The following is a 23,618-nucleotide window of genomic DNA, read 5'->3' as shown; positions in this document are numbered from 1 at the left end:
CCTGGTTTCCGGCGCGCCGAGTGGCCGAATCCAACCCCTGCATAAAGGCGGATTTCAGACCTCCACTTTCAGCCAGGACGCAATTCTGATTCGCGGTTCACATACCTGGGTGCCCGCTTTTCCAAAATGGTGACGGAAAACACTAGACGGCCATCAAAGGAGAGGCGCCCTTCCGCCACTTGAGGATCTTGTCGAAGCTCACCACGGCACCGCCCAGACCCGGCTCGGTGCCGAAGTGGACATGGTCCGCGAGCTCCTGGATGAGGTACAGCCCCCGGCCGTTCTCCGCCTCCGCGGACAGCCGCCCCGCGTCCCCGCCCGCGTCCCCGCCCGCGGCGCCGAAGCCCGGCCCGGAGTCGGCGACCTCGATCCGGCAGGTCTCGCCGTCCAGATAGGCGGTGACCCGGTACGCCTCCGCGGCACCGTCGAGCGCGCCGTCCCCGCCGTGCTCCACGGCGTTCGCACAGGCCTCGCTGAGCGCGACGGACAGGTCGTAGGAGATGTCCGGGTCGACGCCCGCGCTCTCCATCGTGCCGAGCAGCAGCCGCCGGGCGAGCGGCACGCTGGCAGCCTCACGCCGCAAATGGAGTGACCACCAGATGCTCATGCTCCAGCCTCCCGGCCGCGGCTCGACATACGGTTACGTATTGCCGTCCGCGCCCGTGTGTAAGCGCACTGTTGACGTGATACCGCCCATATGGGCGATGCGCCGGAAGTCGTCAACGGTGTATGTGGGGCTGCTTCACACGTAAGGGGGATTCCTCGCGTAGGTCATCTTGCGGACCTGCCGTGTGGAGGCCGACGGGCCGGTGCGATGATGGGGCCGCCATGAGTGCCCTCCACCCCCAGCGCACGACGCGCGCCGGACGGGACGTCCGGGTTCTGCGGGCCGCGGTGTTCGCCGCGGTCTGCGTCGTGCTGGCCGCGGGCGGGCACGCGCTCGGCTCCTGTGTGTCGATCCCGCTGTGGACGCTGGGCGCCGGATTCCTCGCGGTCCTCGCCGTCGCCGTACCGCTCGCCGGGCGCGAGCGCTCGATGCCCGGCATCGCGGCGGTGCTCGCGCTCGGACAGACCGCGCTGCACACGGTGTTCGGCATAGGGCAGCACGGGGCGGACGCCACCCGGGCGGCCACCGCCGCCGACGCCTCCCTCGTCGCCGAGGCCGCCCGCCTGGTGTGCGGGGTCCCGGCGTCGGCGATCAGCCCGGCCCAGGCGCACCGGATACTCACCGAGGCGCGGCTGCGGCCCCCCTCCGCCCACCCGGAGCACCCGGCGGGGGCGGTCACCGAGTCCGCGTCGCTGCTGCCGTCCCTGCCGATGTTCCTCGGCCATCTGCTCGCCGCCCTGGTGGCCGGCTGGCTGCTGCGCCACGGCGACCTGGCCCTGCGCCGCCTGGTCGGGCTCTCCGCCCACTCCGTCGCCGAGGCGGCCGCCGTACGGTCCCTGCGCGCGGCCCTCGCCCTGGTGCGCGCCCTGCGCGCCGGGCTGCCCGCGCTGCCCGTCACGGGCCCGCGCCCGCGCACCGCGGACCTCGCGCCGCCCCCGCCGCACACCACCGCGCTCCAGCACACGGTGATCCGGCGCGGCCCGCCCGCCACCGCGCCCGTTCTCGTGCTCGCCGCCTGACGCGACCCGCCGCTGGGAGATCCACCCCGGATTCCGGTGGGGCCGCCGACGCGCGGCCCGCGCACGCCACCACCCCGCGCGTGCGCCCCTCTACCTCACCGGAACAACCGAATCTCACTGTGGAGTGCTTCCCATGAAGGCTTCTCGCCTCGCCGCTGTCGGCGCCCTCACCGGCACCGCCCTGTTCGCCCTGTCCGCCCCGGCGCTCGCGCACGTCTCCGTGCAGCCCGAGGGCACGGCCGCCAAGGGCGGTTACGCGGTCGTGGACTTCCGGGTCCCGAACGAGAGCGACACCGCCTCGACCGTGAAGCTGGAGGTCAGCTTCCCGACCGAGCACCCGCTCGCCTCCGCGCGGCCCGAGCCCATTCCCGGCTGGACCGCGAAGGTCAGCAAGACCAAGCTCGACAAGCCGATCGAGCTGCACGGGCAGAAGATCAACGAGGCGATCAGCAAGATCACCTGGACCGCCACCGGCAAGGGCATCGAGCCCGGCTTCTTCCAGAAGTTCGCGGTCTCCATGGGCGCCCTGCCCGAGGACGCCGACGAACTGGTCTTCAAGGCCGTCCAGACCTACTCCGACGACGAGGTCGCCCGCTGGATCGAGGTCCCGCAGGAGGGCCAGGAGGAGCCGGAGAACCCGGCTCCGGTGCTGACCCTGTCGGCGGCCGAGGAGGGCCACCACGGCGCGGCGGCGGACGACAAGTCCGAGGACGCCGACAAGGCCGACGACACCGAGAAGGCCGCCGCGAGCACCGCCGCCGAGGCCGACTCCGACAGCACCGACACCACCGCCCGCGTCCTGGCGATCGTCGGCATCGTCGTGGGTGCCCTGGGCGTGGCCTACGGCGTCCTCGCCGGCCGTCGGCGTACCAACGCCTGAGTCCTCTCCCGGCGCGCGCCGGTGCCCCCGCGGCCCGGCGCGCGCCCGGAACCCCTTTTTATCTCCGGGAACTTTCGCCATGCGCACCAAGACATACGCGGCGGCCGCCCTGCTCGCCGCCGCGGCCCTGACCCTGACCGCCTGCGGCAGCGAGAAGGACGGCTCCTCGCCGGTCACCGTGGTCTCCGAGGAGGCCGGCGCCGACAAGGCCGCGACCGTCCTCGACAAGCCCTTCGAGAAGCCGGACCTGGTCCTCACCGACACCCACGGCAAGTCCTACGACTTCCGCGAGGCGACCGCGGGCAGGCCGACGCTGGTCTACTTCGGCTACACCAACTGCCCCGACGTCTGCCCGCTGACGATGAACAACATCGCCGTCGCCAAGAAGCAGCTGTCCAAGGCCGACCAGGACAAGCTGCGGATCGTGTTCGTCACCACCGACCCCGAGCGCGACACCGCTCCCGCGCTCGGCAAGTGGCTCAAGGGCATCGACCCCGACGTCATCGGTCTGACCGGCGACTTCGACACCATCCAGGCCGGCGCCCGCACGATGGGCATCACCATCGACCCGCCGGTGAAGAAGAACGGCAAGGTGGTCTCCCAGCACGGCACCCAGGTCATCGCCTTCTCGCCGAAGACCGACGCCGGTTACGTCCTCTACGGCGAGGACGCCACCGTCGAGGACTACACCGCGGACCTCCCCAAGCTCATCAAGGGGGAGAACCCGTGAGGCGGCTCGGCACGACCGCCGCGGCCGCGGCCCTGGGCCTGCTGCTGGCCGCCTGCGGGTCCGACGACTCCGGCCCCGAACTGTCCGTCAGCGGCGCCTACATGCCGCAGCCGGTGTCCGACAGCGCCGCCGCGGGCTTTCTGACCATCGAGAACAAGGGCGGCAGCGGCGACGAACTGACCTCCGTCAGCAGCGACATCGCGGGCACCGTCACCGTGCACGAGACCGTCGACTCCGCGATGCGGGAGGTGTCGAAGCTCGCCGTGCCCGCCGACGGAAGCGTGGTGCTCAAGAGCGGCGGCACGCACCTGATGTTCGAGAAGCTGAAGCGGAAGCCGAAGGAGGGCGACACGATCTCCGTGGAGCTGCACTTCGCCGATTCCGACCCCGTCACGGTCGAGATGCCGGTGAAGCCGGCCACGTACACACCGACGACCGGACACTGAGGGAGATCCCTTGACCGCGACCATCGCTCCCCGCGTGCGGACCCTGGTGCTGCTGCTCCTGGCCGCCGCCGGACTGCTCCTGGCCGGTGCCGGACCGGTCTCCGCACACGCCGTGCTCACCGGCAGCGACCCGCAGCAGGGGTCGGTGGTCGAACAGGCCCCGGACCGGGTCCAGGTCACCTTCTCCGAGCAGGTCGCCCTCTCCGACGACTCGCTGCGCGTCCTCGACCCCAAGGGCGAGCGCGTCGACACCGGCAAGCCCGCGGAGGTCAGCGGGACGACGTACGCGGTGCCGCTGCGCGACTCCCTCGCGGACGGCACGTACACCGTCTCCTACCAGGTCGTCTCGGCAGACAGCCACCCCGTGGCCGGCGCCTACACCTTCTCCATCGGCGCTCCCTCGGCGACCTCCGTCTCCGTCTCGGACCAGACCGCGGGCGGCGGGGTCGTCGGCGTGCTCTACGGCTTCGGCCGGTACGTCTCCTACGCCGGGTTCGTCGTCCTGGTGGGCGGTGCCGCCTTCGTGCTCGCCTGCTGGCAGCGCGGGTCCGGGGTGCGGGCGGTGCAGCGGCTGGTGGTCTCCGGCTGGCTGGCGCTGACCTCGGCCACGCTGGCGCTGCTGCTGATGCGCGGCTCGTACACCGGGTCCGGCAAGGTCGCCGACATCTTCGACCTGGACCTGCTGGGCGACGTACTGCAGACCAAGACCGGCGCGGCCCTGGTCTCCCGGCTGCTGCTGCTCGCCGCGGCGGCGCTGTTCATCGCGGTGCTGTTCGGCGCGTACGACAAGCGGGAGGGCACCGAGAAGCGGGACCTGACCTTCGGGCTCGCCATCGGCGGCACGGTCGTGGCGGCCGGGCTCGCGGCGAGCTGGGCGATGTCCGAGCACGCCTCCACCGGCCTGCAGCCCGGGATCGCGATGCCGGTGGACGTCGTCCACCTGCTCGCCGTCGCCGCCTGGCTCGGCGGCCTCACGGCCCTGCTCGTCGCCCTGTACCGCTCCCCCGAACTGCCGCCGGACGGCACGGCGGTACGCCGCTTCTCGGCCCTCGCCTTCGGCAGCGTGCTCACCCTGGTCGTCACCGGCGTCTACCAGTCCTGGCGCCAGCTCGGCTCCTGGTCGGCCCTGACGGACACCCGGTACGGGCAACTCCTGCTCGTCAAGATCGGCCTGGTGGTCCTCCTGGTGGGGGTCGCCTGGATCTCCCGCCGGTGGACGGGACGGCTGACGGACCCGGAGGCCACGGCGACACCGACGGAGAAGGTCCCGGCGTCGGCGACGGGCGACACCGAGCGCGCGGCGACGGGCGGAGCCGAGCGCACCGCCTCCGGGGACGGCGGGCGCGCGGCGTCCGGCGTGGCCGGGCAGGGCGGGGCCGGGGACGGCGAGCGCGCCGTGTCCGACTCCGTGGCGTCGGCCAGGACCAGCGTCACCGCGACCGCTTCGGGCGGCACCGAGGATGACGCGACCGGTGAGGGCGAGGACTCCGCCGACTCCGAGCGTGCCGTTCAGCTCGCGCGGCAGCGGGCCGCCGCGGACTCCGCTCGGCAGAAGCGGATGCGGGACGCCGATCCGAACCGGTTCGGGCTGCGGCGGTCGGTCCTGGCCGAGGCGGCAGTGGCCGTCGTGCTGCTGGCGGTGACCACCGCGCTGACGTCCACGGAGCCGGGCCGTACGGAGCAGGAGGCCGCGAAGGCCGTCGCCGCCGCCGCCTCCGACGCCGGGGACTCCTCCGGGGCGCTGACGCTGGACATGCCCTTCGACACCGGCGGCGAGGACGGCAAGGGAGTCGTCCGCGTCGAACTCGACCCCGCGCGGGCGGGCAACAACGAGATGCACGTCTACGTCACCCGCCCCAACGGACGCGCCTTCGACGTCCCCGAGGTGAAGGTCGCCTTCACCCTGGAGGCCCAGGACATCGGCCCGCTGCCGGTCGTCCCGGACCACATCACCACCGGTCACTGGTCGGCGAACGGCATCCAGGTGCCCATGGGCGGCGACTGGAAGATCGCCGTGACCGTGCGGACCTCCGACATCGACCAGGCCACCGTCTCCAAGAACGCGAAGATCGGCTGAACCACCATGGCTGACCCGTCCATCCCGGAGGCGCGCACCCCCGTCGCCGACGACAGCGGCCCGTCCCCCGCCCCGGCGGGCGTGACGCGCCGCGCACTCCTGGGCACCGCCGGAGCCACCGGACTGGTGCTCGGCGCGGCGGGCGCCGCCGTCGGCTACGCGGCCGCCCCCGCCCAGGAGACCCCGCTCAGCTCGGTCGGCACGGACGAGGTGATGTTTCACGGGAAACATCAGCCCGGCATCCTCCAGGGCCTCCAGGCCCGCGGCCACCTCATCGCCTTCGACCTGGCTCCGGGCGCGGGCCGCAAGGAGGCGGCCGCCCTGATGCGCCGCTGGTCGGACACGGCACGCAGGCTGATGGCGGGCGAACCGGCGGGCAGCGGCGACACGGCGGTGGCCGAGGACGCGGGACCGTCCTCGCTGACGGTCACCTTCGGCTTCGGCCACAGCTTCTTCGCCCGTACGGGGCTTGAGAAGCAGCGCCCGGTCGCCCTGGACCCGCTGCCCGACTTCTCCTCCGACCACCTCGACAAGTCCCGCAGCGACGGCGACCTGTGGGTGCAGATCGGCGCCAACGACGCACTCGTCGCCTTCCACGCCCTGCGCGCGATCCAGAAGGACGCCGGGAAGGCGGCGAAGGTGCGCTGGCAGATGAACGGCTTCAACCGCTCACCGGGCGCCACCGCCCACCCCATGACGGCCCGCAATCTGATGGGCCAGGTCGACGGCACCCGCAACCCCAAGCCCTCCGAGCCCGACTTCGACAAGCGGATCTTCGTACCCGCCTCCGGCGAACCGGCCTGGATGGCGAACGGCTCCTACGCCGTCGTACGCCGGATCCGCATGCTCCTCGACGACTGGGAGGGGCTGTCCCTGAAGGAGCAGGAGGCGGTCATCGGGCGCCGCAAGGCGGACGGGGCGCCGCTGTCCGGGGGCACCGAGACCACGGAGATGGACCTGGAGAAGCTGGACGCGAAGGGTGAACTGGTCGTTCCGATCAACGCCCACGCCCGGATCTCCCGGCCCGACCAGAACGGCGGGGCGGCGATGCTGCGGCGGCCGTTCTCCTTCCACGACGGCATCGACGCCGACGGCACCCCGGACGCCGGCCTGCTGTTCGTCTGCTGGCAGGCGGACCCGCTGCGCGGCTTCGTGACCGTCCAGCGCAAGCTCGACCGCGGTGACGCGCTCTCGAAGTACATCCGGCACGAGGCGAGCGGCCTGTTCGCGGTGCCGGGCGGCGCGGGCGAGGGAGAGTACGTCGGACAGGCGCTGCTGGAGGGGTGAAGCCGGTCGGGATCACCCGGTCGTGAGACGTGCGCGCCCGGGTCCGCGCCGGGGCCATTAGGGTGAGGACATGCCAGCGAGCTATGCGTATCTCGGTCCCGAGGGCACCTTCACCGAAGCCGCCCTGCGCACGCTCCCGGAGGCGGCCACCCGGGAGCTGGTGCCGTACGTCTCCGTGCAGTCCGCGCTCGACGCGGTGCGCGTCGGCGAGGCCGAGGCCGCTTTCGTGCCGATCGAGAACTCCGTCGAGGGCGGGATCACCACCACCCTCGACGAACTGGTCGCGGGCACGCCGCTGATGATCTACCGCGAGGTGCTGCTGTCGATCACCTTCGCGCTGCTCGTCCGGCCGGGCACCAAGCTCGCCGACATCAAGACGGTCTCCGCCCACCCGGCCGCCCAGCCGCAGGTGCGCAACTGGCTCAAGGCCAACCTCCCCGACGCCCACTGGGAGTCGGCCGCCTCCAACGCGGACGCCGCCCGGCTGGTCCAGGAGGGCCAGTACGACGCGGCCTTCGCGGGCGAGTTCGCCGCCGCTCTGTACGGCCTGGAGGTGCTGGAGAGCGGGATCCACGACGCGGAGAACGCCCAGACCCGGTTCGTGCTGGTGGGTCGCCCGGCCCGGCCCGCGGCGCCGACCGGCGCGGACAAGACCTCCGTCGTGCTGTGGCAGCGCGACGACCACCCGGGCGGGCTGCGCGATCTGCTCGGCGAGTTCGCGACCCGCGGCATCAACCTGATGCTGCTGCAGTCCCGGCCCACCGGCGCCGGTATCGGCAACTACTGCTTCTGCATCGACGCGGAGGGCCATATCTCCGACCGGCGGGTGGCGGAGGCTCTGATGGGGCTGAAGCGGATCTGCCTGGAGGTGCGGTTCCTCGGCTCGTATCCGCGCGCGGATGTGACCGCGAAGGACGTGTCCGCTCCGCGTCCGGGGACCTCGGACGCGGAGTTCGTGTCCGCCTCGGAGTGGGTGGCCCGGTGCCAGGACGGGCGGTTCTGAGCGCCGGTCGTACCAGCCGCTCATCGTTATCCACAGAAGTTATCCACAGGTCGGCCTCTCGACCTGGGGACAAGTCGACATCGCAGGGCGACTCGGTCGACAAATCGCCCTACAGCACCCCACTCCGTCCACCGGCGCGCAGTTCACCCTTCGTCCACGTGTTTCCTGCGAGCAATCCTTTGGAGCGACGCATTTCCACTCGAACGTGGGCGTAAAGGAGGTTTGGCCTGGGAATCCACAGGATCGACCGAGCTATTCGGAGTGATCAATTCCGGAATCCACAGATCTTCCACACACCCTGTGGATAACCCCCCGGCACCTGTGGACGCCTGTGGATGAACCTCTCCCAAGTCCCGGTTCTCACAAGGGAATCGGGTCAACCGAGCGCCCGCCGTGTGCCCCGCCCCAGGGATTGGTGCGGATTTTATTGACACAGTGCGCAATTCCGTCATAACGGTAAGTAAGCCGCGATTCGCCATGCCGGGGAAATGCGAGTCGTGAGCAGGGACCCTGCCCCGGTAGCCTTGACCGCGTGATTGACCTTCGCCTGCTCCGTGAGGACCCCGACCGTGTGCGCGCCTCCCAGCGTGCCCGTGGAGAGGATGTCGCGCTCGTCGACGCTCTCCTGTCTGCCGACGAGCGGCGCAGGTCGTCCGGCGTCCGCTTCGACGAGCTGCGCTCCGAGCAGAAGGCGCTCGGCAAGCTGATCCCCAAGGCCACTCCGGAGGAGCGGGCCGAGCTGCTGCAGAAGGCCGAGCAGCTCAAGGCGGACGTCAAGGCCGCGGAGGCCGCGCAGAACGAGGCCGACGAGGAGACCAAGCGCCTGCTGCTCCAGCTCGGCAACCTCGTCCACCCCGACGTGCCCGTCGGCGGCGAGGAGGACTTCGTCGTCCTGGAGACGCACGGCACCATCCGCGACTTCGCCGCCGAAGGCTTCGAGCCCAAGGACCACCTGGAACTCGGCGAGAAGCTGGGCGCCATCGACGTCGAGCGCGGCGCCAAGGTGTCCGGCTCGCGCTTCTACTACCTCACCGGCGTCGGCGCCCTGCTGGAGCTGGCCCTGGTCAACGCCGCCATCGCGCAGGCCACCGAGGCCGGCTTCGTCCCGATGCTCACCCCCGCGCTGGTCCGCCCGCGCGCCATGGAGGGCACCGGCTTCCTCGGCCAGGCCGCGGAGAACGTGTACCACCTGGAGAAGGACGACTACTACCTGGTCGGCACCTCCGAGGTCCCGCTCGCCGCGTACCACATGGACGAGATCCTGGACGCCGACCAGCTGCCGCTGCGTTACGCGGGCTTCTCCCCCTGCTTCCGCCGCGAGGCCGGCACCTACGGCAAGGACACCCGCGGCATCTTCCGCGTCCACCAGTTCGACAAGGTGGAGATGTTCTCCTACGTCGCCCCGGAGGACGCGGAGAACGAGCACAAGCGGATCCTGGAGTGGGAGAAGCAGTGGCTGACCGGCCTTGAGCTGCCCTTCCAGGTCATCGACGTGGCCTCCGGCGACCTCGGTGCCTCGGCCTCCCGCAAGTACGACTGCGAGGCGTGGATCCCGACCCAGGGCAAGTACCGCGAGCTGACCTCGGCCTCCAACTGCGACGGCTTCCAGGCCCGGCGCCTTTCGGTGCGGATGCGCGACGGCAAGAAGGTGCAGCCGCTGGCCACGCTCAACGGCACGCTGTGCGCCGTACCGCGCACGATCGTCGCCATCCTGGAGAACCACCAGCAGGCCGACGGCTCGGTGCGGGTGCCTCAGGTGCTGCGTCCGTACCTGGGCGGGCGGGAGCTGCTGGAACCGGTCGCGAAGTGAGCGGCTCGTTCCCCTACCGGCTGATCGCGACGGACCTCGACGGCACGCTGCTGCGGTCCGACGACACGGTCTCCGTGCGCACCCGTGACGCGCTCGCCGCGGCCACCGCGGCGGGCGCCGCGCACATCGTCGTCACCGGACGTGCGGCGCCCTGGACCCGGCACATCCTCGACGACCTCGGCTACCAGGGGCTCGCGGTGTGCGCCCAGGGCGCGCAGGTGTACGACGCCGGTGAGCACCGGCTGCTGACCTCGGTGACGCTGGACCGGCAACTGGCCGGGGTGGCGCTCGCGAAGATCGAGGCGGAGGTCGGTCCCCTCTTCCTGGCGGCGAGCCGGGACGGCCTGGACGGGGAGGTGCTGGTCGGACCGGGTTACTCGGTCACCGGCAAGCTCCCGTCGACGCCCTTCACCGACGCGGCGGATCTGTGGTCCGCCCCGCTGAACAAGATCTACATACAGCACCCGGAGCTGTCGGACGACGAGCTGGCGGACGCCGCGAGGCGGGCCGCGGGCGGGTTCGTGACGGTCGCCATGGCCGGCGCGGGCATCGTGGAGCTGCTTCCGCTGGGGCTGTCCAAGGCGACGGGGCTGTCCATCGCGGCCCGACGCCTCGGCATGAAGGCCGCGGAGACCATCGCGTTCGGGGACATGCCCAATGACGTGCCGATGTTCGCGTGGGCGGGACACAGCGTGGCGATGGCCAACGCGCACGCGGAGCTGAAGGCGGTCGCCGACGAGGTCACGCTGTCCAACGACGAGGACGGGATCGCGGTAGTCGTGGAGCGTCTGCTCCGGTAACTGGTCCGGCCCAGGGATCGCGGGGAACTGGTCCGACCCAAGAGGCGCGGGGAACCAGTCCGACCCAAAGGGCGCGGGGAACCAGTCCGACCCAAAGGGCGCGGGGAACCAGTCCGACCCAAAGGGCGCGGGGAACTGCGCGACCAGCCACAGCCGGTCCGCAGCCAGATCTCAACCGCGCGCCCCACTACCCATGCGGCCCAGTCCCAGTGACAACGTCTCGCGGAGGATGCACGGATCGAACGTGCGCGGGGTTTCCCCCGACCACGGCTTAGCAAGCCGGTGCCTTACCACTCGGCCAATCCTCCGGGTGGGCGGCCTCACGCGACGTGGGACATCGCGTGCTCGAAGCGGCCGCCCCGGGCAGCTCCCCGTGCGGTGGGGACTCGACGGTGGGGTAACTACACCGGAGTCCGCCGCGGGCTGCCCTGACGGGAGCCGGACGTACTGCCGTGCATGGACATCGCCCCGCTCCTCTCCCAGTCGACGGCGCCGCAAGGCCTCGCGGCCGGACACCAATCATGGTGCCCGGCCGCGGAGTTGGACGCCACCGAATAAACCGTGAGGCGTGCGGCGCGGCCTACTCCTCGCCCGCCAGCGTCAGCGAGCGCAGCTTCTGGCCCGCGTACCAGGTCGCCAGCACGGTGACCGCGACGAGCAGCACCGTGGCCGTGGTCAGGCTGACGTCCGAGACCACGAAGTCCCCGCCGGTCACCTCGTGGGCGACCGCCAGCGACCACTGCTGGACGCTCAGCGTGCGGGCGCCCTCGACGAGGGAGCCGAACAGCGCCTCCCAGACCAGGGCGTAGACCAGTCCGAAGACCACCGCGTGCCGGGAGACCGTGCCGAGCAGCAGGAACAGGGCGGCGTAGGCGATGGAGGCGACCAGCGCGGCCACCGTGTAGGCGACGGCGATCTGCTGGCCGTTGCCGTTGAGAATGAAGCCGGCGATCAGCGTCGGGACCGCGGAGAACACCATGGTCACCGCGATGGCCACGATCAGCTTGGTGAAGATGATCGTCGGGCGCTTGATCGGCTTGGAGAGCAGGTACACCACCGAGCCGTCGTCGATCTCGGGACCGATCGCACCGGTGCCCGCGATGACACCGATGATCGGCACCATGGTGGCCAGCGCCAGCCCGCCGAGCAGGTCGGAGGCGGTCTGGTCGTCGGCGCCCGCGAGGAAGCGCACGAGCACCGCGATCACGATCAGCAGCAGGGGCAGGGCGCCGAGGATGAGGGCCCGTCGGCGGCCGAGCAGGGCCCGGTAGGTGAGCCGGGCGACTGTGGGGTCGTACATCTTGGCCTCCTACGCCGCGACGAGATACGAGAAGACGGACTCAAGCGACTCGTCGGACGGCGAGACCGTGAGCAGGCGGATGCCGTGGTCCCGCGCCACCCTCGGCAGCAGGGCCGTGAAGCGGCCGAAGTCGACTGCCTGGATGCGCAGGGCGCCCTCGGCGAGGTCGACCTCGATGCCGGACGTCGACGGGTCGGCGATCAGCGCGGCGGCCAGCGCCCGGTCGTCGCTGGAGCGCACCAGGTAGCGGTGCGGACGGTCGGTCATCAGACGGCGGATCTTGCGGAAGTCGCCGCTGGCCGCGTGGCGTCCGGCGACCACGACCTCGATGTGCCAGGCGAGCTGCTCGACCTCTTCGAGGATGTGGGAGGAGAACAGGACCGTGCGGCCCTCGTCGCCCATCTTCCGCAGCAGGTCCATCAGCTGCATGCGCTGGCGCGGGTCCATGCCGTTGAAGGGCTCGTCCAGCAGGAGCAGCGAGGGGTCGTGGACCAGGGCGGAGGCCATCTTCACGCGCTGGCGCATGCCCTTGGAGTACGTCTGGATCTTGCGGTCCTGGGCGTACTCCATCTCGACCGTGGCCAGCGCCCGCTGGGCGGCCTTGGCGCCCAGACCGTGCAACTCGGCGTTGGCGAGCACGAATTCGCGGCCGGTGAGGAAGTCGTACATCGCCTCCCGCTCGGGGACGATGCCGATGTGCTTGTAGATCTCCTCGTTGCGCCACACGGGCTGGCCGTCGAGGGTGACCGTGCCGGTGGAGGGGGCCAGGAAGCCGCCCATCATGTTGATGAGGGTGGACTTCCCGGCGCCGTTGGGGCCGAGCAGGCCGGTGACGCCGGGGCCGATGGTCATGGTGATGTCGTTGACGGCGACCACGTTGCCGAACCAGCGCGAGACGTGGTCGATGCTGAGCGTGGTCACAGTGCGGCCTTTCGGTAGCGGCGGATCAGCAGCCCGTAGGTGGCGGCGATCAGGCCGAGCGTGACGAGGACGTACACCGCGCCCTCGCCGTTCGACGGACCCACGCCGCCGGGGAAGTTGCTGGCGGCGCCGAGGAAGGCCGACTGCACCCCGTCGATCAGCGTGACCGGTGAGAACAGCCCCATCCAGGCGATGGCGTCGCCGCTGTTCTGCTCGTGGGCGATGGCCTGGAGGGTGGTGACGGCGCCGTAGGAGATGGTCAGTACGGCGATCACGGCGGCGATGCCGAAGCCGCGCCGCGGGGTGACGGCGGCGATGACCAGGCCAATTCCGGCGAAGAGCAGTGAGAGCAGGGCGACGGACACGAGTCCCTGGGCGAATCCCTTGATCTGGTCGGTGAAGTCGAGCTTGGCCAGCAGCGCGCCCACGTAGAGGACGAGCAGCGGGGCGGCGGTGAGGACGAACATCGCCGAGGCCAGTGCCGCGAACTTGGCGCGTACGTAGTCAGCGGTCTCGATCGGCCGCGAGAAGTACAGCGGCACGGTCTTGAAGCGCAGGTCGCGGGAGACCGACTGGGGCGCCTGCGAGGCGACGTACAGGCTGATGACCGCCTGCATGACGATCGCGTAGCGCGTGTAGTCGACGGGCAGTTCCTTGGCCTTGGTGGCGACCGCGACGGCGACCATGATGGCCGCGGGCACGCACATCACCACGAACAGCAGCATCGGCAGCACCTTGGACTTCGCCGAGCGGCCGAGGCCGTAGGCGCCGCGCAGGGACTGCGAGTACAGCGAGCGGGTGGCGTAGCTGCGGCCGAGGCGGGGGCCGTCGTAGCCGCGGTAGCCGATGTCGTGGATGCGGGTCTGGTCGCCCCTCATGGGCTGGTTCCCCGCCATGGGCTGGTCAAGAGCCATGGACGGCCGCCTCCTTGCGCTGCTCGTCGCCCTCGGTGAACACCTCGGCGATGTGGTGCCGGCGCTGTTCCATGCGGACCAGGCCGAGCCCGAGGTCCGCGATCACGTCCCGGACCAGGTCGTACGTCTCCTCGCCCTGCGCGGTCAGCAGCAGGATGTGCCCGGCGCCGGGCAGGCCGCTGCCGGACTCGACGGTGATCCCGCGCGCCTGGAGCGCCTCGCGCACCGTGCGGGTGCCGTCGGGGTGCTCGTCGGTGTCGGTGACCTCGACGGCGAGGGTGGTGGTGGTCTGGGTGAAGTCGGTGGTGGAGGACGACCGCAGCAGCTTGCCGCCGTCGATGATGACGACGTGGTCGCAGGTCCGCTCCAGCTCGCCCAGCAGGTGCGAGGTGACCAGGACCGAGATGCCGAAGTCGGTGTGGATCCGGCGGATCAGACCGAGCATCTCGTCGCGGCCGACCGGGTCGAGGCCGTTGGTCGGCTCGTCCAGGAAGACCAGGTCGGGGTCGTGGACCAGGGCCTGGGCCAGCTTCACGCGCTGCTTCATGCCGGTGGAGTAGCCGCCCATGGGGCGGTAGCGCTCCTCGTACAGGCCGACATGGCGCAGCGTGTCCGCGGTGCGTTCGCGGGCGGCGGTCGGCGGCAGCCCGGACATGCGCGCCATGTGGACGACGAACTCGGTGGCCGAGACGTCCGGCGGCAGACAGTCGTGCTCCGGCATGTAGCCGACGCGCTCACGGATGGCGGCGCCCTTGGTGGCGACGTCGAGGCCCAGCACCTCGGCGCGGCCCTCGGTGGCGGGGGACAGACCCAGCAGGATCTTGATCAGTGTGGACTTGCCGGCTCCATTGGCTCCGACGAGTCCGGTCACACCGGGCCCGACGTCCACGGAGAGCCGGTCAAGCGCGGTCACCCGGGGGAACCGCTTGCTCAGGCTTTCGGTCGCGATCACAGTCACAACGACGACAGTAGTGACCGTGGACACGCCGGTCGTCAGACCGTGGAGCAGTCTTGGGGTCCCTCTGGAGTCGTACGGGTCCGTAGGGGTCACCCTGAAGTCGAACACCGGCCGGCCCGGCCCGGGGTGCTTTCTGCCTTGACCTCCCCTTGGTCTCCCCTTGGCTTCCTCCTATTGACGCCGGGTCTAACAAGTGCCAGATTCTGCGATGTCAAGTTACGAGCGCGTACCGCAACCGGTGGGACGGGGTGCCATGGCTACGGCGTTGACCAGTGAACGCACGGCGGAGCTCGAAGGTTTCCGAAGAGTGCAGCGTCTTGCCTACGAGTGCGCCGAGGCCGTCGCCGCGCGGCTGGAACCCGGGGTCACCGAGCGTGAGGCCGCTCGGATGCAGCGGGAATGGCTCGGCGAGCGCGGGGTGCGGGACTGGTTCCACATGCCCTTCGCCTGGTTCGGCGACCGCACGGCCTTCGTGAACTTCCGCGTCCCGCTCCAGTTCTTCCCCACGAACCGCCGGCTGGAGCCGGGGATGCCGTTCATCCTCGACATGGCACCGGTGTTCGAGGGCTTCACCGCCGACATCGGCTACTCGGGCTCGCTCGGCGCCAACCCGGTCCAGCACAAGCTCATGGACGACCTGAAAGCCCACCGCGAGCTGATCCTGCGCGAGGTGCGCGAGCGACGGTCGCTGCGGGAGATCTACGAGGACGTGGACCGCCTCATGGTCCGCCAGGGCTACACCAACCGGCACCGCGCCTACCCCTTCGGCGTGATCGCCCACAAGGTGGACCGGGTGCGCGAACGCCGCTTCTCGCCCCGGCTGTTCGGGTTCGGCACGCAGTCCCTGAAGGGCCTGGCCGCGGACGCGCTGCACGGCCACCGCGAGGGCTGGTCCCCGCTGTGGTCGCCGTACCGCTTCTCCGACCATCCGCCACGGCCGGGGCTGTGGGCGGTCGAACCCCACCTCGGGTTCCGGGGCACGGGCGCGAAGTTCGAGGAGATCCTGGTCGTCACCGACTCCCGGAACCCGGAGGAGAGCGCCTTCTGGCTGGACGACGATCTGCCGCATGTGCGGCGGTGGGCGGAAGGGGAGGTCACGTGCTGAACGGTGGGCGGGGCGAAGGGGGAGCGACGGTGGGGCTGGACGGAGAGGGCGCAATGGCGCCGCGTGGAGGGGGAGCGACGGTGCTGACGGGTGCGCGGGCGAGGGGAGAGCGACGGTGCTGACGGGTGCGCGCGAGCGCTGGGTGCGGACCGGCGGGGTCGAGCTGTGCGTGGCCGAGCTGGGGGACCCCGAGCGGCCGACCGTACTGCTCGTGCACGGGTATCCGGACAGCAAGGAGGTCTGGTCGGAGGTCGCGGTCCGGCTGGCCGAGGACTTCCACGTGGTGCTCTACGACGTACGGGGCCACGGCCGCTCGACGGCGCCGAAGCCGCTGCGGGGCGGGTTCACGCTGGAGAAGCTGACGGACGACTTCCTGGCCGTCGCGGACGCGGTGAGCCCCGGGCGGCCGGTGCATCTGGTGGGCCACGACTGGGGCTCGGTGCAGTCCTGGGAGTTCGTGACGGTCAAGCGCGCCGAGAACAGGATCGCCTCCTTCACCTCGATGTCGGGGCCGTCCCTGGACCACTTCGGCCACTGGATCCAGCAGCGCGTGAAGCGCCCGACCCCGCGCCGGGTCGGCCAACTCCTCGGCCAGGGCGCCAAGTCCTGGTACGTGTACCTGCTGCACACCCCGGTCCTGCCCGAGCTGGCGTGGCGCGGACCGCTGGGCAAGCGGTGGCCGCGTCTGCTGTCCCGGCTGGAGGACGTGCCCGCGGGCAACTACCCGACTTCGTCGCTGCCTTCGGACGCGGCGCACGGGGCGTGGCTGTACCGCGACAACGTACGCCCGCGCCTGCGCCGCCCGCGCACGGACGCCTACGCGCACGCGCCGGTGCAGCTCATCACGCCCCTGGGCGATGCCTTCCTCTCCGAGCGGCTCTACGACGAACTTGAGCTGTGGGTTCCGCAGTTGACGCGGCGGACGATCCCGGCCAAGCACTGGGTGCCGCGGACCCGGCCGGACCAGCTGGCCCTGTGGATCGGGGAGTTCGTGACCTCGGTGGAGGGCGGCCAGCCCGCGCCGAAGGCCACCGGGCGCCATTCCGACCGTTTCGCCGGGCAGTTGGTGCTGGTCACCGGCGCGGGCAGCGGCATCGGACGGGCGACGGCGTACGCGTTCGCGGAAGCCGGTGCGCGGGTGATCGCCGTCGACCGGGACGGCGAGGCGGCGGCGCGTACGGCGGAGCTGTCCCGTCTGGTCGGCGCAACCGACGCCTGGTCGGAGGTCGTTGACGTCTCCGACGAGCAGGCGATGGAGAAGCTCGCGGCGCGGGTCGCCGCCGAGTACGGCATGGTGGACGTGCTGGTGAACAACGCCGGGATCGGGCTCGCGGGCAGCTTCCTGGACACCACGTCCGAGGACTGGCGCAAGGTGCTGGATGTCAATCTGTGGGGTGTGATCCACGGCTGCCGACTGTTCGGGCGGCAGATGGCGGACCGGGGGCAGGGCGGCCACATCGTCAACATCGCTTCCGCGGCGGCCTTTCAGCCCTCCCGCCTCCTTCCCGCCTACAGCACCTCCAAGGCGGCGGTGCTCATGCTCAGCGAGTGCCTGCGCGCCGAACTCGCCGACCAGGGCATCGGGGTGAGCGCGATCTGCCCCGGACTGGTGAACACCAGCATCACATCGACCGCCCGTTTCGCGGGAGTTGACGCGGAGGAAGAGGCCAGGCGACAGAAGAAGTCGGCGCGCTTGTACGGAATGCGCAACTACCCGCCGGAAAAGGTGGCCGAGGCGATTCTGCGCGCAATCGTCAATAACGAGGCGGTTGTTCCTGTGACGCCCGAGGCGCGTGGGGCGCATGTGCTCTCGCGGTTCGCGCCGGGGGTGCTGCGCAGGCTCGCGCGGGTGAAGTCGCCGGTCTGAGCGAGGAGTTCGTCAACTCCATCGGCGGTCAAGAAGAGTTGACGAAACCCCTTGAGGCTGGCGCTCGTTGTCCACAGAGTCGCCAATTCCCCTGTGGATAACCGCACTTGGCTGTGGATCAAACCTCGTCGGCAAAATCATTCGCGTGATTCGGGTCTCTCCCGCCACCCTTAACGGATGGACAAGAGACCACCCGACGAACCGATGGACGAGCGCCGCAAGGTGAGGGTGTCGAAATACCTCTCCAAACACCTCCGGCACCAGCCCGAGCGCATCGGGCTCACCCTCGACGAGGGCGGCTGGGTGGAGATCGACACCCTGATCGCCGCCGCGGCCGCGCACGGCTTCCGGTTCACCCGGGAAGAACTGGACCACGTGGTCGCCCACAACGACAAGCGGCGCTTCGCCGTCGAGGGCACCCGGATCCGGGCCAGCCAGGGCCACAGCATCGAGGTGGAGCTAGGACTGCCCCCGGCGACCCCGCCGCCGTACCTCTACCACGGCACGGTGGCGCGCTTCCTGGACGCGATCCGGGCCGAAGGGCTGCGGCACATGAACCGCCACGACGTGCACCTGTCCGCGGACCGCGAGACGGCGACCCGCGTGGGCGCCCGGCGGGGCCGTCCGGTCGTCCTGTCCGTCGACGCGGGCGCCATGCACCGGGACGGGCATGTCTTCCACGTCAGCGCCAACGGCGTCTGGCTGACCGAGGCCGTACCCCCGCGGTATCTGCGCTTTCCGGAGTCGCACCACAGCGCACGGTGACTGTTTCACGTGAAACCCGTTCGGCCGCATACGCTCGGATGATGAGTCTGCACCTGAGCACCGTGATCCCTATCGCAGCCTGACTCGCGAAGATTTCCTTCGGCCAGGTGCCGCAGCGGCCCGTCTCAGATGCCGATGAGCCGGACACGGTCGCCACACAACCGGGCCATGTCGTCGACGTCGGAGGTCAGCATGACCACCGGGCCGGGCTGACGCAGGGCCACCTCGGCCACGGTCGCGTCGATGGCGTACTTGTGGCCGTGCAGACCGGCGGCTTTGAGCAGTTCCGCGGACGCCCTCGCCGCATCCTCGGTCACCGGCTCGACCTTGACGCGGGACAGCACCCAGCGCAGCCGGGGCATACTCACCCGCGCATGGCTGACTTCCGCGATGGCGTTGGCACCGATCACGAAATCGGCACCCACGGCATGAAACACCTGGAACATCGCGAGGATCTTGCGGTCCTGGGCGATCCAGGCGGTAAGCCCCTGGGAGTCCAGAACGACCGTCTCGACATGCTCTTTCACGCCGCGCCGGCCGATCCGCCCGTACCCGTCGTCCCAAAGATCCTGGAGCGCGCCTCCGTCAACTCCTCCTCGGTGAAGGCCCCGTGCTCCTCCTGGTGACGCTGCAGGTCGGCACCGAGCAGTTGGTGCCGCAGTTGCCGCGCCACCGCCTCGGCGACATAGCCGGAGACGTTGTCGGTGAGCTTCCTGAGCTCGGCGACCTGCTCGCTCGGCAGCGTCACAGTGACACGTGTGGTGTCCGCCATGACCCGAGCATACTGCGATATGCACCCCATGGCCGTCTCGCTCGGCACACGTCCGCACGCGAGCGCACCATACCCACTGCCAGCCACACAGGGGCCATGCTTGCCGAAAGGGAACAGCCGCCGACATCCGGGTTTGAGCAAGGCTGCGCCGACCCGCCATGATGGGCCTGCCTGGTGAGCGGGACGCGGTGAGGGCCGCCTGGAAATGATGGGGCGAATGGGCGTGGCACGGGTCGTCGTACGAGAACCACGCACCAGCACGAGGATCACGCCACCGCTCGCCACACCGGAGGCAACCGCCTTCGCGGTCGCCCTGCTCGACGGCGGCTGGGCGGCGGTGTTCCTGCCCGGCGAACCCGCCCGCCTCGGACGGCTGCTGCTCTGGAAGCCCACCGGGGCAGCGGCGGCAGCCGGCACAGTGCCCGAGGGCATCGAATCCGAGTCGGTGGAACTGGTGCTGCCGCACGGCCGGTCGGTCCGACGCCGCAGAGTCGAGGGCTATGCGCTGCCCGCCGCCGTCGCTGTCGCCGCCCTGGCCGACGCCAGGCCGACGCACCCGTCCGCCGCGGCCTGGCAAGCCGCCTCCCGCTTCGCGCTGCGGCTGCTCGCCGACGGCCGTCTCCATCCGGCCCTCACCGACGCCGGTTACGACACATGGCAGGCGGGTCCCCTTACCACCGTACAGCGGCAGACGTTGGACGCCCTCGGCGCCGCCTTCCCACCCCACGCCCACTGCCTGCCCGAACCCGGCTCGGCTCCACTGCGCATCGCGGAACCGGTCGCGCTGATAAGCCAGTTCTGCGACGCGGTCGCGGACGACATGGTCCGTACTCCGGCCGCGCCGCTCGCGATGGGGGCGCTGCCGTACGCCTGGCGCGAGGCGCGTGCCGTGCCCGTCCTGCGCGAGTGGGCCGAGGAGACCGCCGCCGCGTTCACCGCCGACGTCGGCGTCTCGCTGCGTGTCGACCTGCCCGAAGGGCGGCGCCGACAGTTCCGGGCCGTTCTGCAGTTGCACACCACGGCGGATCCGGCGCTCGTCGTAGAGGCCGCACGGCTGTGGAACGAGCCGTCCGAGACCAAGCGCCTCCTCGCCCCTCGCGCCGAGACCGAGACGCTGCTCGCACTGCGCCGCGGCGCCCGCGTCTGGCCTCCGCTCGACCGGCTGCTGAAAGACGCCGCTCCGGACCAGCTGCGGCTGACCGACGACGAGGCGTTCGACCTGCTGGGCGACGCCACCGACACGCTGCGCGCCGCCGGTATCGACGTGCACTGGCCGCGCGAGCTGGTCAAGGCGCTCAGCGCGACTGCCGAGATCGGGCAGCGCACCGCGCCCGGCTCCAGTGCCGGTGGTCTGCTCGACGCCGACGCCCTCCTCGACTTCCGTTGGCAGCTCTCGCTCGGCGGTGAGCCGCTCACCGAGGCCGAGATGGACGCCCTCGCCGAGGCCCGCCGTCCCCTCGTCAGACTGCGCGACCAGTGGGTGGTCGCCGACCCGAAGCTGGTGGCCCGCGCCCGACGCCGCCGGATGGAATCGCTCACTCCCATGGAGGCGCTGGGTGCCGCGCTGACCGGCGAGGTGGAGCGGGACGGGGAGACGATCACCTGTGCTGCGGTCGGGGCGCTCGGCGACCTCGTCGCCCGTATCCGTGACCCCGAGTCCCGTACTCCCGCCACCCAGCCCGCCGCTCTGAAGGCCACGCTGCGCGACTACCAGAAGCGGGGTCTGGCCTGGCTGGCGGAGATGTGCGAGCTCGGCCTCGGCGGCTGCCTCGCCGACGACATGGGCCTGGGCAAGACCATCACCCTGCTCGCCCTGCACCTGCACCGCCAGAGCGACCCCGCCACCGCGGGCCCCACCCTCGTCGTCTGCCCCACCTCCCTGCTCGGCAACTGGCAGCGCGAGGCCGCCCGGTTCGCGCCCACCACCCCCGTGCGCCGCTACCACGGCGGCGGCCGGCACTTGAAGGACCTGGCCGGGGACGAGATCGTCCTGGTCACCTACGGTGTCCTGCGCCGTGACCGCGATGCCCTCGCCGAGAGCGCCTGGTCGCTGATCGCCGCCGACGAGGCCCAGCACGTCAAGAACCCTTACGCCGTCACCGCCCGCGAACTGCGCGCCCTGCCCGCCCGCGCCCGCGTCGCCCTCACCGGCACCCCTGTGGAGAACAACCTCTCCGAACTGTGGGCGCTCCTCGACTGGACCACCCCCGGACTCCTCGGCCCCCTCGCCGCCTTCCGCGACCGCCACGCCCGCGCGATCGAGTCGGGCGAGGACCCACAGGCCGCCGAACGGCTGTCCCGCCTCGTCCGCCCGTTCCTGCTGCGCCGCCGGAAGTCCGACCCGGGCATCGCACCCGAACTGCCCGCCAAGACCGAGACCGACCACGTCGTCCCGCTCACCGCCGAGCAGGCGAGCCTGTACGAGGCGGTGGTCCGCGAGACCATGGCGAAGATCACCGAAGCCGACGGCATCGCCCGCCGCGGACTGATTCTCAAGCTCCTCACTGCGCTGAAGCAGATCTGCAACCACCCCGCCCAGTACTTGCGCCAGTCCACACCCCTGCACGGCCGCTCGGGCAAACTCGACCTTCTCGACGAACTCGTCGACACCATCACCGCCGAAGGCGAGTCGGTACTGGTCTTCACCCAGTACAAGCAGATGGCGGCTCTGCTGGAGAGACATCTGGCGGAACGAGGCATGCCCACCCTCTTCCTGCACGGCGGCACGCCCGTCACCGCACGCGAGGAGATGGTGGAACGCTTCCAGCAAGGCGAGGTGCCGGTGTTCCTGTTGTCGTTGAAGGCGGCCGGCACCGGCCTCAACCTCACCCGCGCCTCCCACGTCGTGCACTACGACCGCTGGTGGAACCCTGCCGTCGAGGACCAGGCCACCGACCGCGCCTACCGCATCGGCCAGGACAAGCCCGTCCAGGTCCACAAGCTCATCGCCGAAGGCACCGTGGAGGACAGGGTGGCGAAACTGCTGGAATCCAAGCGGGCGCTCGCCGACGCCGTCGTCGGCTCAGGCGAAGCCACTCTGACCGAACTGTCCGACGCCGACCTCGCCGAACTCGTCACCCTGGGGAGGCAGTCATGAGCCCGTCCGTCCCCGGCCCTCGCCGTGCACCCGGCCGCGGCAGGCGTGCCTTCGCGGCGACGTGGTGGGGCCAGGCGTGGGTGACGGCGCTGGAGGACTCCACCCTGGACTCGGGGCGGCTGTCCCGCGGACGCACCTACGCCCGCCAGGGCATGGTCGGCGCGGTCACCATCGCCCCCGGCCAGGTCAAGGCCGCCGTCCAGGGCAGCCGTCCGCGCCCGTACCGCTCCGCCGTCCACCTGCCCGTCCTCACCGACGCCCAGTGGCACACCCTTCTCGACACCATCGCGGCCCGAGCCGGGCATCTCGCGGCACTCCTCGACGGTGAGATGCCCGCAGAGCTCATCGACGACGCCCGCCACGCCGGCGTCCCCCTCCTCCCGCAACCCACCGAGCTCGACCCCGAATGCTCCTGCCCTGACTGGGGCCACCCCTGTAAACACGCCGCCGCGCTCTGCTACGCCATCGCCGCGACCATCGACGACGACCCGTTCGTGCTGTTCGCGCTGCGGGGCCGCGGACGGGACGACGTCCTCGCAGAACTGCGCGCACGCCGGACAGCGGGTCGGACCACGGACGCCCCGCCCGCTCCGGCCGGTGTCCACGCGGCCGGCGCCTACGCCGCGTGGACCGCCCTGGCCGAGCACGCCCCGGGGTGGCCCGACCTGCCTGAACCGTCCGCTCACGACGCCGCGCTGCCGGTCCCCCCACCGGCCGGCAGCGGCCTCGCCGGCGCGGACCTGGAACGCCTGATGACCGATGTCTCAGCACGCGCGGCACGGCTGCTGTCGGGCGACGCCACCACCCTGCACCTGACTCAGCACCAGGACGCCGTACGCATCGCCGCGAGCGGGCCTGGCCCTGAGTGGTTCCACAACCTGGTCCAGAACACCGGCGCCAACCCCACCGCCTTCGCCCGTCTCACCCGCGCATGGCGCCACGGCGGCCCCACCGGCATCACCGTCGTCGAACAGCCCCACAGCCCGGAACCGTCAGCGATGACGGCAGCCCGTACCGCCCTGACCGTGGCCCTCGCCGAGATGACCAACACCCCCGTCCGCCTCAGGGCCTGGCGCAACCGCCTCACCCTCCCCGACCACGGCATCCAGCTGCGCCTGGGGCCCGACGCCCGCTGGTACCCCTACCTCCAGGACGACGACGGCGAATGGTGGCCGGCGGCACCGGCCGACACCGACCCCGTTTCCGCGCTCACCGCGATCTGGCTACGCGCCGGGATGTAGTACAAATCCCTCAGCATTG

The 23,618-nt window shown here is 71.0% G+C and carries 21 protein-coding genes and 1 tRNA gene; 14 read left to right on the top strand and 8 right to left on the bottom strand.

The features are described 5' to 3' along the window. Positions 1-142: 142 nt before the first annotated feature. Positions 143-607: an ATP-binding protein gene (locus ACZ7L7_RS16545; RefSeq protein ID WP_453600076.1), complete on the bottom strand. Its 465-nt coding sequence runs from the start codon at positions 605-607 to the stop codon at positions 143-145. Between the two features lie 221 nt (positions 608-828). Here ACZ7L7_RS16545 and ACZ7L7_RS16540 point away from each other — a divergent pair, with 221 nt between their 5' ends. From ACZ7L7_RS16540 to ACZ7L7_RS16500, 9 genes are all read left to right on the top strand, one after another. Continuing rightward, the gene (locus tag ACZ7L7_RS16540) at positions 829-1,626 is read left to right on the top strand and encodes a hypothetical protein (RefSeq protein ID WP_285514498.1); all 798 of its coding nucleotides are present in this window, start codon (positions 829-831) and stop codon (positions 1,624-1,626) included. A gap of 133 nt (positions 1,627-1,759) precedes the next feature. After that, positions 1,760-2,506 (top strand): YcnI family copper-binding membrane protein, encoded by a 747-nt coding sequence (locus ACZ7L7_RS16535; RefSeq protein WP_285514497.1) that lies wholly within the window; start codon positions 1,760-1,762, stop codon positions 2,504-2,506. 79 nt (positions 2,507-2,585) lie between these two features. Then, a complete protein-coding gene (locus tag ACZ7L7_RS16530) occupies positions 2,586-3,236 on the top strand; it encodes an SCO family protein (protein WP_285514496.1) in 651 nt (216 codons plus the stop codon). Continuing rightward, a complete protein-coding gene (locus tag ACZ7L7_RS16525; RefSeq protein WP_285514495.1) occupies positions 3,233-3,682 on the top strand; it encodes a copper chaperone PCu(A)C in 450 nt (149 codons plus the stop codon). Before ACZ7L7_RS16530 ends, ACZ7L7_RS16525 begins: the two co-directional genes overlap by 4 nt. Positions 3,683-3,692: 10 nt before the next feature. Then, positions 3,693-5,759: a copper resistance CopC/CopD family protein gene (locus tag ACZ7L7_RS16520; protein ID WP_472076198.1), complete on the top strand. Its 2,067-nt coding sequence runs from the start codon at positions 3,693-3,695 to the stop codon at positions 5,757-5,759. A gap of 6 nt (positions 5,760-5,765) precedes the next feature. Further along, complete coding sequence (efeB, locus tag ACZ7L7_RS16515; protein WP_472076196.1) at positions 5,766-7,046, top strand: iron uptake transporter deferrochelatase/peroxidase subunit; 1,281 nt, start codon at positions 5,766-5,768, stop codon at positions 7,044-7,046. A 70-nt stretch (positions 7,047-7,116) separates the two neighbouring features. After that, positions 7,117-8,049, top strand: coding sequence for a prephenate dehydratase (gene pheA / locus ACZ7L7_RS16510; RefSeq protein ID WP_285514492.1), 933 nt, complete (start codon positions 7,117-7,119; stop codon positions 8,047-8,049). A 532-nt stretch (positions 8,050-8,581) separates the two neighbouring features. After that, entirely contained in the window at positions 8,582-9,859 is a 1,278-nt protein-coding gene (gene serS, locus ACZ7L7_RS16505) for a serine--tRNA ligase (protein WP_285514491.1), read from the top strand. Continuing rightward, the gene (locus ACZ7L7_RS16500) at positions 9,856-10,659 is read left to right on the top strand and encodes an HAD family hydrolase (RefSeq protein WP_285514490.1); all 804 of its coding nucleotides are present in this window, start codon (positions 9,856-9,858) and stop codon (positions 10,657-10,659) included. Before serS ends, ACZ7L7_RS16500 begins: the two co-directional genes overlap by 4 nt. 223 nt (positions 10,660-10,882) lie before the next feature. On the opposite strand, the gene ACZ7L7_RS16495 is transcribed toward ACZ7L7_RS16500, so the two are convergent. From ACZ7L7_RS16495 to ACZ7L7_RS16475, 5 genes are all read right to left on the bottom strand, one after another. Next, positions 10,883-10,967: transfer RNA gene (locus tag ACZ7L7_RS16495), tRNA-Ser, on the bottom strand. A gap of 272 nt (positions 10,968-11,239) precedes the next feature. Further along, positions 11,240-11,959 (bottom strand): ABC transporter permease subunit, encoded by a 720-nt coding sequence (locus tag ACZ7L7_RS16490; protein ID WP_285514489.1) that lies wholly within the window; start codon positions 11,957-11,959, stop codon positions 11,240-11,242. A gap of 9 nt (positions 11,960-11,968) precedes the next feature. Next, positions 11,969-12,880 (bottom strand): ABC transporter ATP-binding protein, encoded by a 912-nt coding sequence (locus tag ACZ7L7_RS16485; protein WP_285514488.1) that lies wholly within the window; start codon positions 12,878-12,880, stop codon positions 11,969-11,971. Then, on the bottom strand, positions 12,877-13,794 hold the full coding sequence (locus ACZ7L7_RS16480; RefSeq protein WP_472076194.1) for an ABC transporter permease: 918 nt from the start codon (positions 13,792-13,794) through the stop codon (positions 12,877-12,879). The genes ACZ7L7_RS16485 and ACZ7L7_RS16480 overlap by 4 nt, the downstream gene beginning before the upstream one ends. After that, a complete protein-coding gene (locus ACZ7L7_RS16475; RefSeq protein WP_285514517.1) occupies positions 13,784-14,746 on the bottom strand; it encodes an ABC transporter ATP-binding protein in 963 nt (320 codons plus the stop codon). The genes ACZ7L7_RS16480 and ACZ7L7_RS16475 overlap by 11 nt, the downstream gene beginning before the upstream one ends. Before the next feature lie 259 nt (positions 14,747-15,005). On the opposite strand from ACZ7L7_RS16475, the gene ACZ7L7_RS16470 reads away from it, so the two are divergent. The 3 genes from ACZ7L7_RS16470 to ACZ7L7_RS16460 all read left to right on the top strand — a co-directional run bounded on the left by ACZ7L7_RS16470 (position 15,006) and on the right by ACZ7L7_RS16460 (position 18,489). Then, positions 15,006-15,857 carry a M24 family metallopeptidase gene (locus ACZ7L7_RS16470; RefSeq protein WP_453600054.1) on the top strand — a complete coding sequence of 284 codons (852 nt, stop codon included), beginning with the start codon at positions 15,006-15,008 and terminating at the stop codon, positions 15,855-15,857. Positions 15,858-15,972: 115 nt separating this feature from the next. After that, a complete protein-coding gene (locus ACZ7L7_RS16465) occupies positions 15,973-17,724 on the top strand; it encodes an SDR family oxidoreductase (RefSeq protein ID WP_472076192.1) in 1,752 nt (583 codons plus the stop codon). Between the two features lie 204 nt (positions 17,725-17,928). Further along, entirely contained in the window at positions 17,929-18,489 is a 561-nt protein-coding gene (locus ACZ7L7_RS16460) for an RNA 2'-phosphotransferase (protein ID WP_453600094.1), read from the top strand. 125 nt (positions 18,490-18,614) lie between these two features. On the opposite strand, the gene ACZ7L7_RS16455 is transcribed toward ACZ7L7_RS16460, so the two are convergent. Then, complete coding sequence (locus ACZ7L7_RS16455; protein WP_285514483.1) at positions 18,615-19,016, bottom strand: DNA-binding protein; 402 nt, start codon at positions 19,014-19,016, stop codon at positions 18,615-18,617. After that, on the bottom strand, positions 19,013-19,261 hold the full coding sequence (locus ACZ7L7_RS16450; protein ID WP_285514482.1) for a type II toxin-antitoxin system CcdA family antitoxin: 249 nt from the start codon (positions 19,259-19,261) through the stop codon (positions 19,013-19,015). Before ACZ7L7_RS16450 ends, ACZ7L7_RS16455 begins: the two co-directional genes overlap by 4 nt. A gap of 217 nt (positions 19,262-19,478) precedes the next feature. Here ACZ7L7_RS16450 and ACZ7L7_RS16445 point away from each other — a divergent pair, with 217 nt between their 5' ends. Both ACZ7L7_RS16445 and ACZ7L7_RS16440 read left to right on the top strand, forming a co-directional pair. Continuing rightward, complete coding sequence (locus tag ACZ7L7_RS16445; protein ID WP_137208659.1) at positions 19,479-22,358, top strand: DEAD/DEAH box helicase; 2,880 nt, start codon at positions 19,479-19,481, stop codon at positions 22,356-22,358. Beyond that, entirely contained in the window at positions 22,355-23,599 is a 1,245-nt protein-coding gene (locus tag ACZ7L7_RS16440; protein WP_472076190.1) for an SWIM zinc finger family protein, read from the top strand. Before ACZ7L7_RS16445 ends, ACZ7L7_RS16440 begins: the two co-directional genes overlap by 4 nt. The last annotated feature ends 19 nt before the right edge of the window (positions 23,600-23,618 follow it).

Source organism: Streptomyces sp. NPDC110618 (genome assembly GCF_055657065.1).
The sequence above is the reverse complement of the archived record's forward strand: the minus strand, read 5'-3'. Positions and strand labels throughout refer to the sequence as shown.